Consider the following 13,196-nt stretch of genomic DNA (forward strand, 5'->3'; position numbering starts at 1 on the left):
TCAGACAATCTGTGTGAGCACTGCAAAGGCAGGTTCTTTAAGGTAAGGAGGTGATCCAACCGCAGGTTCCCCTACGGTTACCTTGTTACGACTTCACCCCAGTCATGAATCACAAAGTGGTAAGCGCCCTCCCGAAGGTTAAGCTACCTACTTCTTTTGCAACCCACTCCCATGGTGTGACGGGCGGTGTGTACAAGGCCCGGGAACGTATTCACCGTAGCATTCTGATCTACGATTACTAGCGATTCCGACTTCATGGAGTCGAGTTGCAGACTCCAATCCGGACTACGACGCACTTTATGAGGTCCGCTTGCTCTCGCGAGGTCGCTTCTCTTTGTATGCGCCATTGTAGCACGTGTGTAGCCCTACTCGTAAGGGCCATGATGACTTGACGTCATCCCCACCTTCCTCCAGTTTATCACTGGCAGTCTCCTTTGAGTTCCCGGCCGAACCGCTGGCAACAAAGGATAAGGGTTGCGCTCGTTGCGGGACTTAACCCAACATTTCACAACACGAGCTGACGACAGCCATGCAGCACCTGTCTCAGAGTTCCCGAAGGCACCAATCCATCTCTGGAAAGTTCTCTGGATGTCAAGAGTAGGTAAGGTTCTTCGCGTTGCATCGAATTAAACCACATGCTCCACCGCTTGTGCGGGCCCCCGTCAATTCATTTGAGTTTTAACCTTGCGGCCGTACTCCCCAGGCGGTCGACTTAACGCGTTAGCTCCGGAAGCCACGCCTCAAGGGCACAACCTCCAAGTCGACATCGTTTACGGCGTGGACTACCAGGGTATCTAATCCTGTTTGCTCCCCACGCTTTCGCACCTGAGCGTCAGTCTTTGTCCAGGGGGCCGCCTTCGCCACCGGTATTCCTCCAGATCTCTACGCATTTCACCGCTACACCTGGAATTCTACCCCCCTCTACAAGACTCTAGCCTGCCAGTTTCGAATGCAGTTCCCAGGTTGAGCCCGGGGATTTCACATCCGACTTGACAGACCGCCTGCGTGCGCTTTACGCCCAGTAATTCCGATTAACGCTTGCACCCTCCGTATTACCGCGGCTGCTGGCACGGAGTTAGCCGGTGCTTCTTCTGCGGGTAACGTCAATCGACAAGGTTATTAACCTTATCGCCTTCCTCCCCGCTGAAAGTACTTTACAACCCGAAGGCCTTCTTCATACACGCGGCATGGCTGCATCAGGCTTGCGCCCATTGTGCAATATTCCCCACTGCTGCCTCCCGTAGGAGTCTGGACCGTGTCTCAGTTCCAGTGTGGCTGGTCATCCTCTCAGACCAGCTAGGGATCGTCGCCTAGGTGAGCCGTTACCCCACCTACTAGCTAATCCCATCTGGGCACATCTGATGGCAAGAGGCCCGAAGGTCCCCCTCTTTGGTCTTGCGACATTATGCGGTATTAGCTACCGTTTCCAGTAGTTATCCCCCTCCATCAGGCAGTTTCCCAGACATTACTCACCCGTCCGCCGCTCGTCACCCGGAGAGCAAGCTCCCTGTGCTACCGCTCGACTTGCATGTGTTAGGCCTGCCGCCAGCGTTCAATCTGAGCCATGATCAAACTCTTCAATTTAAGTTTGATGCTCGTGAATTAAACTTCGTAATGAATTACGTATGTTCACTCAGAGACTTGGTATTCATTTATTGTCCGAAGACATTAAGAATCCATGTCACTTTGAGTGCCCACACAGATTGTCTGATAAATTGTTAAAGAGCAGTGCAACGCGGCTTTCGCTCACCGTTGCGAGGTCCCGTATATTACGTTTTCCTCATTCAGAGTCAAGTGATTATTTTCGCTTTTCTCTGCTGGCGTTCATCTCTGAACGCCGCTAACCCGGCGGCCTGTAAGCCGTTGTTCCGTGTCAGTGGAGGCGCATTATAGGGAGTTCTCAGACGTTGACAACCCCTCTTTTAAAAAAAACTTTCAACCGTCTCTTTTTTGCTCAAAACCGTGCTACAGCGACAGTTTTTCGAGCGTTTCAAAGCCATAACGGCGTAAAACGGGTAAAAGTTGCTCAGTCTCTTTCGTGATGGCCATACAAAACGCGATATTCGCATCGGTAGATTTCGCATCGGGTGCTTCGTGCTCCAGCAGCCAGGCCGTACGACGGGCGATAGCCGCACCGGAATCCACCAGGCGCGTTCCTTCCGGTAACACCTCTAACAGCTCTTCCTGTAATAGCGGGAAGTGGGTGCAGCCCAGCACAACGGTATCCGGGGGTTCGGGCATCCGCAGCCACGGACGAAGAATACGACGGAGCTCGTCGAGTGATACCGCCTTTCCATGCAGCTTCGCTTCAGCCATCTCCACCAGCTCAGCCGAACCCAGCATCGCAATCTGGCATTCGTTGGCAAAACGGTCGATCAGCTCGCGGGTATAAGGACGCTTTACCGTACCTCGCGTTGCCAGCAAACCCACAATGCCGTTCGCCGTCAGACGCGCGGCAGGCTTTATTGCAGGAACGACGCCCACAACCGGGAACGGGAATTTTTCACGCAGGGCGGGAAGAGAAACGGTGCTCGCCGTATTACAGGCGATGACGGCCAGCGCAAGGGGATAGCGCTTTTGTACCGCAGTGACGATTTCAACCACGCGCTCAACAATAAAATCTTCGCTCTTTTCCCCATACGGGAAAGCGACGTTATCGAAGGCATAGATGTAATGGAGATCCGGCAGAAGATGCCGAATCTCATCATAGACCGAAAGCCCACCGACGCCGGAATCAAACACCAGCACGGTGGGACGCGGATTAGAAGGTGTAGCTGCCAGACAAGGTGTATTCCCGTCCTGCAGTTTGGTAGCCATAAACTGTCTCGTAATCTTTATCGAACAGGTTGGCTATTTTACCACGAACTGTGAGATGTGAGGTGACAGGATACGAAACTGCGACATCCCAGAGACTGACACCGCCCATTTTCACGCGTTCTGACGAATAGGTGTCTGGATCAATCGCGACATCATAGCGTGTGCCCAGATAACGGTAGGCAAGGTTCCAGTCGAGATCCCATACCTGCCAGTCAAGCTGGTACTTAACCTGCTGCTTAGAACGGCGGGCCAGTACTTCATTGGTTTTTGCATTACGCGGGTCGACATAATCATAGGAAATCTGATGTCCGACCGGGCCAGTATCGAACTGTGCCGTCGCTTCCACACCTTTAATACGTGCTTCGTCAACGTTGTAGTAACGATACGTATGCGGATCGCTGCTAATAAGATTATCGATATCATTGCGATAACCGGTGATACGCCAGTTGACCGGTCCCGTCAGGCCTTCAAAGCCCCCTTCCCACTGCTTACTCTCCTCCGGTTTAAGATCCGGATTGCCGTAAGAAGCGCTGTGGATCTGGCTCATGGTCGGTGCTTTAAAAGCGGTACCGTAGGAGGCAATCACGCGATAGCCATCCACAAACTCCCACGCGGCGCTGGTTTGCCATGTTCCATGGTTACCAAAGTTGGAGTTGTCGTCATTACGCGCCGCCGCCTCCAGCGTCACGCTGCTGAACTGCTGCATCGCCGAAACAAACACACCGGTATTGCGTTGCTCGTAGCCTTTATCCAGGTAGCCCGTTCCGGCCTGCGTCTTCTGCTTTTGCCAGTCCAGACCTGCACCAATGTTGCCGTGACCGACTTCCACAGTGTTGAGCCATTGGGTGGTGTACTGCTTCACATCATCCATGGTGGCGGAATCAGCGTAACGCCCTTTCTTCGGATCATAGTTCTGATCTTTACTGCGACCGTAACCCGCCACCAGCTGTGACTGGAAAATTCCCTGGTTGTAACGCAGACCGGTATCCCAGTTCTGGCTGTAGAGCTGGCGAGTATCAGGTCGTCCATCCACCATAAAGTTGGCGTCGTAGTGATCGTAACCGTCATACGCGGTGCGGTTGTCGTAACCAAAGCCACGGAAGAAGCCGCTCACGCTGTCGGTAATCTGCTGTTCCACGGAGCCGTACAGCGATTTACTCATAAAGCCATCGCGGTCAGGCTGGCGCGGCGCATCTTTTGCGGCGATGTCAAAACCACGGGTATAGGTGTAGTTACCCGCCATGGTGATTTTGGTTTTATCCAATACCTGCTGGAAAGCGCCGTCATAGGTCTGATAACCCTTAGAGCCGACACCCGCTGAGATCTCTGCACCCGGCTTGTCACGTCCGGTGATGATGTTAATCACGCCACCAATCGCGTCGGAGCCATACAGGGCCGAACGCGGGCCACGGATGTACTCAATACGCTGAATCAGCGAGGTCGGGATTTGGCTCAGATCGGGAACGTTGCTGATCCCGGCGTTATTCAAAGGAATACCGTCAATCAGCACCAGCACATGGCGAGATTCCGTTCCGCGAATAAAAGTTGAAGAGTTCGAGCCCATTCCACCGCTTTGCGCGATATCCACGCCAGGCAGACGCGACATGATTTCCACCACGCTCTTTGCCTGCCAGCGTTCAATATCTTCACGCGTTACGACGGACGTCGGCGCCAGAACAGTTTTTGCCGGTTGTTCAAAACGATTTGCCGTCACCACCAACGAGTCGGCGCTATCCTGCGCCCAGCCCGAAAATGCCGTGACGGACAACGCCGTCAACAGCGATACTTTTTTAATCATTGTTAAAGCATCCACAATATAAGAAGGATGCCGCAGGCCTCATCGATAGCACGCGATGATGAAACCAAATGCGACGTGATCCCGGCAGGTCTTCGGGCTAGGTGGCATATAAGGATGAAGACTTCCCATTTTCACAGTGTCTACAACGCTCATCCCGCCAGACTTTACCGCTGCGCGTCAGCTCCAGATTTACACTGGATTCCCTTTTCACTCTCAGGAGACCGGAAACAGAATGCTACAATTAGACACGTATAGATGTCCAGACAGCTATTGGCCATTAAATCTGGACATCCCCTGAACAATGCCTACAATCCCCGCGTAATTCTTTATCACTCAGGACGCATCATGACCCCAGAACACCTCCCGACAGAACAGTACGACGCGCAGCTGGCAGAGAAAGTCGTCCGCCTGCAAAGTATGATGACGCCTTTCAACGCGCCCGTTCCCGAGGTGTTCCGCTCTCCTGTCAGCCACTACCGCATGCGCGCCGAGTTCCGCATCTGGCACGACGGCGACGACCTGTACCACATCATTTTCGATCAGCAGACGAAGTCCCGTATCCGCGTGGACAGCTTTCCGGCGGCGAGCGAGCTCATTAACCAATTAATGACGCTGATAATGGACGGCGTGCGCAACAATCCGGTACTGCGTAACAAGCTGTTCCAGATTGACTACCTGACCACGCAAAGCAATCAGGCGATTGTCTCTCTGCTGTATCACAAAGCCTTGAACGATGAGTGGCGCGAGCAGGCGGAAGCGCTGCGCGATGGGCTACGTGCGCAGAACATCAACGTTCACCTGATTGGCCGGGCGACCAAAACCAAAATCATGCTGGATCAGGACTACATCGACGAGCGCCTGCCGGTGGCAGGTAAAGAGATGGTGTATCGTCAGGTCGAGAACAGCTTCACCCAGCCGAACGCTGCGATGAACGTGCAGATGCTGGAGTGGGCGCTGAAGGCGACGGAAGGGTCAACGGGCGATCTGCTTGAGCTCTACTGCGGTAACGGCAACTTCTCGCTGGCGCTGGCGCGTAACTTCGATCGCGTGCTGGCAACGGAAATCGCCAAGCCGTCGGTGGCCGCCGCGCAGTACAACATTGCCGCCAACCATATCGACAACGTGCAGATCGTTCGTATGGCCGCAGAAGAGTTCACGCAGGCCATGAACGGCGTACGCCAGTTTAACCGCCTGGAAGGAATCGATCTGAAGAGCTACCAGTGTGAGACGATTTTTGTCGACCCGCCGCGCAGTGGCCTGGACAGCGAAACCGAGAAGATGGTGCAGGCGTACCCGCGCATTTTGTACATCTCCTGTAACCCGGAGACGCTGTGCAAGAACCTCGAAACACTGAGCCAGACGCACAAGGTTGAACGTCTGGCGCTGTTCGATCAGTTCCCGTATACGCATCATATGGAGTGCGGCGTACTGCTCACGGCGAAGTAATGTGGGCCTTGTAGGGCAGGTAAGCGAAGCGCCACCTGCCAAAAAAGCCGGATGGCGCTTCGCTTATCCGGCCTACAATGACAAAACCCTTTACTCTGGTAACTGGCTCTTACGGCTACGCATGCGCGAGCCAATCCAGAACACCAGCGCCACAGACAGTACCGCAGGGAAGAAGTTAGAGCCGATATCCGGATATTCCGCGCGAACCACGGTGCTATACAGCAATACGCCCAGAATAAAGCAGGCAGCTGCCAGCCCCGGTAACCCCACCGGCATGGTGCGGTTCAGGTAACGTTGATGCAGGCAGTAAACCGTCAGCACCAGCGCAATAAGCGGGAAAATCGAAAACGGCACGATTGAGCTAAAAATAGCGGCAAACGTACCATTAATGGATAAGCCAGCGATCAATGCCAGCAACAGCGTCCCTTTATCCTGACCTGACTGTTTCATTACTCACCTTCACTCTTCGGTTTGATGTGCCAGTTTCTCTTGTTCACGGCGATACCAGTAGTACGCGCCTTTGGAGATCATCCTGAGCTGCAATACCAGTCGCTCTTCGAGCTGCTTGCGTTGTTCAATGCTGACATCCAGCGCTTCGGCACCCGCGCTGAAAACAATCGTCACCATCGCCTCAGCCTGTGCTTCAGTAAACGCACGCGGCATATGGTTTTCGAGTTCAAGATAGTCGGCAAGTTCCGCGATGAAGTGCTGAATTTCACGCGCGACGGCGGCACGAAACGCCGCCGATGTGCCCGAACGCTCGCGCAGAAGAAGACGAAACGCGTTGGGGTTATTGCCGATAAATTCCATAAAGGTTGATACGGAGGTGCGGATCACGCTGCCCCCTTTGGCGATACGCTGACGCGCCTGGCGCATCAACTGGCGCAGCATCAGGCCGCTCTCGTCGACCATGGTCAGGCCCAGTTCATCCACATCACGGAAGTGACGATAGAAGGACGTTGGCGCAATCCCGGCCTCGCGTGCGACTTCGCGCAGGCTCAAACTGGCAAAACTCCGCTCAGCACTCAGTTGACTGAATGCGGCTTCCACCAGCGAACGCCGGGTTTTCTCTTTTTGTTGTGCTCTTACGCCCATCACGATAGTTGAATCCTTCCAAAGGCCTGATGGCACTATACCAGAGAATAAAATTAATCTGTTTGCCTGGCTTTGTGAATGATTGTTTACGTGCGGTTTGTGCTCCACTGCCGGAAAAAAGCACAACGATAATTGGGTTACTCTGGCAATGATGTTATGATTCTGTTGCTTTTATGTATAAGAACAGGTAAGCCTTGCCATGCCACATTCCTACGATTACGACGCAATAGTTATTGGTTCCGGCCCCGGCGGCGAAGGTGCTGCTATGGGTCTGGTGAAACAGGGAGCCAGAGTAGCGGTCATCGAGCGCTACCATAATGTCGGCGGCGGTTGCACCCACTGGGGCACCATCCCTTCGAAAGCCCTCCGCCACGCCGTTAGCCGCATTATCGAATTTAACCAGAACCCTCTCTACAGCGACCACTCCCGACTTCTTCGTTCATCTTTTGCTGACATCCTGAATCACGCGGATACCGTTATTAACCAGCAGACACGCATGCGTCAGGGGTTTTATGAGCGTAACCACTGTGAAATTTTACAGGGCAACGCGCATTTTGTGGATGAACACACCCTGGCACTCGAATGCCACGACGGTTCGGTCGAAACCATCACGGCTGAAAAATTTGTGATTGCCTGCGGTTCACGCCCGTACCATCCCGCCGACGTGGACTTCTCGCACCCGCGCGTCTACGACAGCGACTCGATTCTGAGCCTGCACCATGAACCCCGCCACGTCATTATCTATGGCGCAGGGGTCATTGGCTGCGAATATGCGTCGATCTTCCGCGGAATGGACGTCAAAGTTGACCTGATCAACACCCGCGACCGCCTGCTGGCGTTCCTCGATCAGGAGATGTCAGATTCGCTCTCCTACCACTTCTGGAACAGCGGCGTGGTCATTCGCCACAACGAAGAGTACGAGAAAATCGAAGGCTGTGACGACGGGGTGATCATGCACCTGAAGTCCGGTAAAAAGCTGAAAGCCGACTGCCTGCTGTACGCCAACGGCCGTACCGGCAACACCGACTCACTGCAGCTGGAAAATATCGGGCTTGAAACCGACAGCCGCGGTCAGCTGAAGGTCAACAGCATGTATCAGACCGCCCTGCCGCACGTTTACGCGGTCGGCGACGTGATTGGTTACCCAAGCCTGGCATCAGCCGCTTACGACCAGGGACGTATTGCCGCACAGGCGCTGGTAAAAGGCGAAGCGACGGCGCATCTGATCGAAGATATTCCGACGGGCATCTATACCATCCCGGAAATCAGTTCAGTCGGCAAAACCGAGCAGCAGCTGACGTCAATGAAGGTGCCTTACGAGGTGGGTCGCGCGCAGTTTAAACATCTGGCGCGGGCGCAAATCGTGGGGATGAGCGTGGGGACGCTGAAGATCCTGTTCCACCGCGAGACGAAAGAGATCCTCGGCATTCACTGCTTTGGTGAACGCGCCGCGGAAATCATTCATATCGGCCAGGCGATAATGGAGCAGAAAGGTGGTGGTAACACCATTGAGTACTTCGTTAACACCACCTTTAACTACCCGACCATGGCGGAAGCCTATCGGGTCGCGGCACTAAACGGCCTGAACCGCCTGTTTTAACGCGCTGTCGAAATGGCCATCCATAGAACCACGGATGGCCTCTGCCAGCTGCTCATAGCGGCTGCGCAGCGGTGAACCCGGACGATACACCAGGCCGATAGTGCGACGCGGCTCCGGCTTGATGCACGGCAGATAGACCACGCCATCACGCTTACGCTCGCGCGGTACGGCCAGCGCAGGCAGCAGCGTGATGCCGCTTCCCGCCGCAACCATATTACGCAGCGTTTCCAGGCTGGTTGCGCGGAAATGGGTATCCTCATCCGCACCCGCTTCGAAGCAGAAGCCCATCGCCTGATCGCGCAGGCAGTGGCCGTCTTCCAGCATCAGCAGCTTTTCACCGGCCAGATCGGCCATCGGCACGCGATCGCGGTTCGCCCACGGGTGATCTTCATAGATCGCCAGCATCATAGGCTCGTCGAACAGCGGCACTTCAATAAACGCTTCGCTCTCTTTCACCAGCGCCAGAATGGCGCAGTCGAGCTTGCCGCTATCTAACTGCGCCAGCAGCTGATGGGTTTGCGCTTCATGCAGGTACATTTCGAGTTTCGGGAACGTCTGGTGCAGCATCGGAATGATGTGCGGCAACAGGTACGGGCCAACGGTTGGGATCAGGCCAATATGCAGCGGGCCGGACATCGCTTCCCCCTGCTGGCTTGCCATTTCCTTGAGCACTTTGACCTCGCGCAGCACGGTACGCGCCTGATCCACCAGCAGAAGACCTGCCTGTGTGAACAGAACCTTACGACTGGTGCGCTCCAGCAGCATCACGCCCAGCTCGTCTTCCAGCTTGCGGATCTGACCGCTCAGCGTGGGCTGGCTGACGTGGCAGGAATCTGCCGCGCGGCGAAAGTGACGATGCTCGGCTAACGCTACCAGGTATTCAAGATCACGAATATTCATTATTCATCCTCCGTCGCCACGATAGTTCATGGCGATAGATAGCATAGCAACGAACGATTATCCCTATCAAGCATTCTGTTGAATAATACACCACATAGACGAGGCGGCACGTGTTTGACCCTTGACGTCCCTGCACCGTCAGCGAGTTTCTCTCAAAACTCGAACAACTAAAGCCAACGTGAACTTTTGCGGACCCCGTGGTCCGCATTTTTTTTGCGTAAAAAAGCCCAGCGCTAAGCCAGGCTCCGTTTTGCTCCCTCTCCCCGTGGGAGAGGGCCGGGGTGAGGGCACCAGCCCGCACAAATCAAACCAACCGGTTTTTCGCATCCGCAATCGCCTGCGCCACCTGCTTCGGCGACACGCCGCCTTTTGCAGCACGCTTATCCAGGCAAGACTGCAGCGCCAGAATCGGATACACATCATCCCCGATAACCGCGCTGAACTTCTGCAGGTCGGCCAGCGACAGATCTTCCAGCGGTTTACCCTGACGAATGGCTTCCACTACCGCTTCACCCACAATATGGTGCGCTTCACGGAACGGTACGCCCTTCGCCACCAGATAATCCGCCAGTTCGGTAGAGTTCGCATAGCCCTGCTGTGCCGCTTCCTGACAGCGCGGACGTTTCACCTGAATGCCGTCCAGCACCAGCGCGCCCATATGCAGACAGTCCAGCCAGGTGTCGAGCGCGTCGAACAGCCCTTCTTTGTCTTCCTGCATGTCTTTGTTGTACGCCAGCGGCAGCCCTTTCAGGGTCATCATCATGCCGGTCAGCGCGCCCTGCACGCGGCCACATTTGCCGCGGATCAGCTCGAGCGCGTCCGGGTTTTTCTTCTGCGGCATCAGGGATGAGCCTGAGGTCACGCGGTCGGACAGCTCGACAAAGCCCGCTTCACCAGAGTTAAAGAAGATCAGGTCTTCGGCAAAACGCGACAGGTGCACCATCCCGATAGACGCATTCGAAAGCAGCTCCAGCACGTGGTCGCGGTCAGAGACGCTGTCCAGGCTGTTACGGGTGGCGGAGGCAAAGCCCAGCCAGCCTGCCAGCTGTTCGCGGTCGATTTCATACGCCGTACCGGCCAGCGCGCCGCTGCCCAGCGGGCTGACGTCCAGACGCTTCAGGGTATCCTGCAGACGGCTTTCATCGCGCGCCAGCATCTCAACGTAGGCCAGACACCAGTGCGCAAAGGTCACCGGCTGCGCGCGCTGCAGGTGGGTATAACCCGGCATCACCGCGTCCTGGTTGTTTTGCGCGGTTTCCACCAGCGCGCTCTGCAGCTGACGGTTGGCCGCCAGCAGTTCGCCGACGGTGTCTTTACACCACAGCTTCAGGTCGGTGGCGACCTGGTCGTTACGGCTGCGCCCGGTGTGCAGCTTTTTACCCAGCTGACCGACTTTGTCGATAAGCTTGCCTTCCACCCAGCTGTGAATATCTTCAGCATCGCTTTCGAGGATCTGCTGCGGGTTAAGACGCACCTCTTCCAGCAGATTGTTCAGCGCTTCCTCCAGCTGTAATTGTTCGTCTGCGGTCAGTACGCCCACCGTCACCAGCGCTTTGGACCAGGCCACAGAGCCGACAATATCCTGTTCGGCCAGGCGGTAGTCGAAGCGCAAAGAGTCGTTGAACTGTTTGAACCGCTGATCCGCTGCCTGTGTAAAACGCCCACCCCAAAGTGCCATAACATGCTTCCTTTATTCGTTAGTTCCGCCGGGTGGCGCTACGCTTACCCGGCCTACAAAACATTAAATCGATTACGCTAAAATACGCGTGCCAATCGGCGTGCCGTTAAACAGTGCCGGGAGCTGCTCCGCGTGACGCCAGGAGGCGATATCCACCGGACGGCCCAGCGTGCGTGCGGCATCCAGCGCGGCGTTCACTTTGACGATCATACCGTCGGTAATAATGCCCTGAGCAATCAGCTGCTCGGCTTTCTCAGCCGTCATTTCCGCAATGCGCTGGCCTTTACCGTCCAGAATGCCGCTCACGTCGGAGAGCAGGATCAGATCCGCACCCAGCGTTGCCGCCAGTGCCGTCGCCGCCTGGTCAGCGTTGACGTTCATCAGCGCGCCCTCTTCGGTCACTCCGATAGAGCTCACCACCGGCAGGAAACCACCTTCCAGCAGCGTGTTAATCAGCTTAGGCGAACCTGGCTGTGCCAGTCCAACGTGGCCGAGCTCTTCATCGAGCTGGGTCACTTTTACGCTGTCGCCATCGCCCAGATAGAGGCCCACGGACGCGATGTGGTGTTTCTTCGCCCACGCCAGCAGCGTTTTGTTCGCCGTACCCGCCAGCGCGCCGGTGATGATGTCAATCTGGTCAGCAGGCGTGACGCGCAGGCCGTTCTTCTTTTTCACCGGCAGGTTGAGCCCTTTCATCAGCTCATCCACTACGCAGCCGCCGCCGTGCACAATCACCAGCGGACGCTGGTGTGATTCGCGATAGTTCACCAGCGCGGTAAACAGACGCTCCAGCGCTTCTTCGCTGTCCAGCAGTACACCACCGAGTTTGATAATTAATGGGTTCATCATCACACCTTAAATAAGAGCCTGCGTTTCCGGGAAACCGAAACGAATATTTGCACACTGCATTGCCTGTGCGGCAGCGCCTTTGAGTAAGTTATCTTCTGCGGCGACCACAATCAGATGCTCGCCCTGCACGGCAAAGCCGATATCGCAGAACGGCAGGCCAACCACGTTTTTCAGCGCCGGTACGCCTTTGTCATACAGGCGCACCAGCGGTTTATCCGCATACGCCTGGGTGAAGACCTCGTTCACCTGCTCTTTGGTCACGCCAGGCTTCAGGCGGCAGGTAATAGTTTCGAGGATCCCACGCGGGAAGCTGCCCAGGTGCGGGGTGAAAATCACCTCGGCACCCAGATGCGTCGTGATTTCAGGGTGATGACGGTGGTTAAACACGCCATACGGCTGAAGGCTCACTTCGCAGAAGCTGTTGGAGATAGCGGCCTTGCGCCCTGCTCCGCTCACGCCGCTGGTGGCGTTGATCACCGGCCACTGGCTCAGATCCAGTAGCCCTGCGTCGATCAGCGGCTTCAGGGAAAGCTGCGCCGCCGTCGGGTAGCAGCCCGGCACGGCAATCAGGTCCGCTTCTTTCAGTTTATCCGCGCTCCACTCCGCCAGGCCGTACACCGCTTTTTCAAGCAGATCCGGGTGCTGATGAGTGAAGCCGTAATATTTTTCGTAAAACGCGCCGTCGTTAACGCGGAACGCGCCGGAGAGGTCGAAGACCACGCAGCCGGCCGCCAGGAACTGCGGCGCCAGGTCGTGGCTGACCTCGTGCGCGGTGGCTAAAAACACCACGTCGACGCCGTCGGTAAACTCGCTGATGTCAGACATGGGCTGCAGCGGCAGATCGACAATGCCCTTAAGCCACGGATGCAAATCGGAAATTAACTTTCCTGCATCATTGCTTTGCGCTGACACGGTCAAAGCGGTTATGGTCATATGTGGATGGCGATTCACGTAGCTTACAAGCTCTGCGCCCGCATAACCGCTAGCGCCTACAATCAGCGTATTCAACATCG

General features: G+C 55.7%; 10 protein-coding genes, 1 rRNA gene and 1 riboswitch. Of the genes, 2 read left to right on the forward strand and 9 right to left on the reverse strand.

The window, feature by feature from the left end:
* Positions 1-43: 43 nt before the first annotated feature.
* From GVO84_RS22025 to btuB, 3 genes are all read right to left on the reverse strand, one after another.
* Positions 44-1,584: ribosomal RNA gene (locus tag GVO84_RS22025) — 16S ribosomal RNA — on the reverse strand.
* A 381-nt stretch (positions 1,585-1,965) separates the two neighbouring features.
* The gene (gene murI, locus GVO84_RS22030) at positions 1,966-2,817 is read right to left on the reverse strand and encodes a glutamate racemase (protein ID WP_159515127.1); all 852 of its coding nucleotides are present in this window, start codon (positions 2,815-2,817) and stop codon (positions 1,966-1,968) included.
* On the reverse strand, positions 2,762-4,615 hold the full coding sequence (btuB, locus tag GVO84_RS22035; protein WP_159515128.1) for a TonB-dependent vitamin B12 receptor BtuB: 1,854 nt from the start codon (positions 4,613-4,615) through the stop codon (positions 2,762-2,764). The genes murI and btuB overlap by 56 nt, the downstream gene beginning before the upstream one ends.
* A 66-nt stretch (positions 4,616-4,681) precedes the next feature.
* A riboswitch (cobalamin riboswitch) is annotated at positions 4,682-4,856 on the reverse strand.
* Positions 4,857-4,960: 104 nt separating this feature from the next.
* Between btuB and trmA the strand changes: the two genes are divergently transcribed.
* On the forward strand, positions 4,961-6,061 hold the full coding sequence (trmA, locus tag GVO84_RS22040) for a tRNA (uridine(54)-C5)-methyltransferase TrmA (RefSeq protein WP_121423300.1): 1,101 nt from the start codon (positions 4,961-4,963) through the stop codon (positions 6,059-6,061).
* Between the two features lie 90 nt (positions 6,062-6,151).
* Here the strand turns inward: trmA and GVO84_RS22045 are convergent, their stop codons facing one another.
* Both GVO84_RS22045 and fabR read right to left on the reverse strand, forming a co-directional pair.
* Positions 6,152-6,511, reverse strand: a complete 360-nt coding sequence (locus tag GVO84_RS22045; RefSeq protein WP_008501783.1) for a YijD family membrane protein — start codon at positions 6,509-6,511, stop codon at positions 6,152-6,154.
* A gap of 9 nt (positions 6,512-6,520) precedes the next feature.
* Positions 6,521-7,159, reverse strand: coding sequence for an HTH-type transcriptional repressor FabR (fabR, locus tag GVO84_RS22050; RefSeq protein ID WP_008501784.1), 639 nt, complete (start codon positions 7,157-7,159; stop codon positions 6,521-6,523).
* Between the two features lie 196 nt (positions 7,160-7,355).
* Here fabR and sthA point away from each other — a divergent pair, with 196 nt between their 5' ends.
* Positions 7,356-8,756 (forward strand): Si-specific NAD(P)(+) transhydrogenase, encoded by a 1,401-nt coding sequence (sthA, locus tag GVO84_RS22055; RefSeq protein ID WP_008501785.1) that lies wholly within the window; start codon positions 7,356-7,358, stop codon positions 8,754-8,756.
* Here sthA and oxyR read toward each other — a convergent pair.
* The 4 genes from oxyR to argC all read right to left on the reverse strand — a co-directional run bounded on the left by oxyR (position 8,730) and on the right by argC (position 13,194).
* The gene (oxyR, locus tag GVO84_RS22060; protein WP_023333839.1) at positions 8,730-9,656 is read right to left on the reverse strand and encodes a DNA-binding transcriptional regulator OxyR; all 927 of its coding nucleotides are present in this window, start codon (positions 9,654-9,656) and stop codon (positions 8,730-8,732) included. The genes sthA and oxyR overlap by 27 nt on opposite strands.
* 304 nt (positions 9,657-9,960) lie before the next feature.
* Positions 9,961-11,334 carry an argininosuccinate lyase gene (argH, locus tag GVO84_RS22065; protein ID WP_121423299.1) on the reverse strand — a complete coding sequence of 458 codons (1,374 nt, stop codon included), beginning with the start codon at positions 11,332-11,334 and terminating at the stop codon, positions 9,961-9,963.
* A 72-nt stretch (positions 11,335-11,406) separates the two neighbouring features.
* The gene (argB, locus tag GVO84_RS22070; protein WP_121423298.1) at positions 11,407-12,183 is read right to left on the reverse strand and encodes an acetylglutamate kinase; all 777 of its coding nucleotides are present in this window, start codon (positions 12,181-12,183) and stop codon (positions 11,407-11,409) included.
* Between the two features lie 6 nt (positions 12,184-12,189).
* On the reverse strand, positions 12,190-13,194 hold the full coding sequence (gene argC / locus GVO84_RS22075) for an N-acetyl-gamma-glutamyl-phosphate reductase (protein ID WP_159515129.1): 1,005 nt from the start codon (positions 13,192-13,194) through the stop codon (positions 12,190-12,192).
* Positions 13,195-13,196 lie beyond the last annotated feature (2 nt).

Origin of the sequence: Enterobacter sp. SM3, assembly GCF_009811935.2 — a bacterium.
GTDB classification, from domain to species: domain Bacteria; phylum Pseudomonadota; class Gammaproteobacteria; order Enterobacterales; family Enterobacteriaceae; genus Enterobacter; species Enterobacter asburiae_D.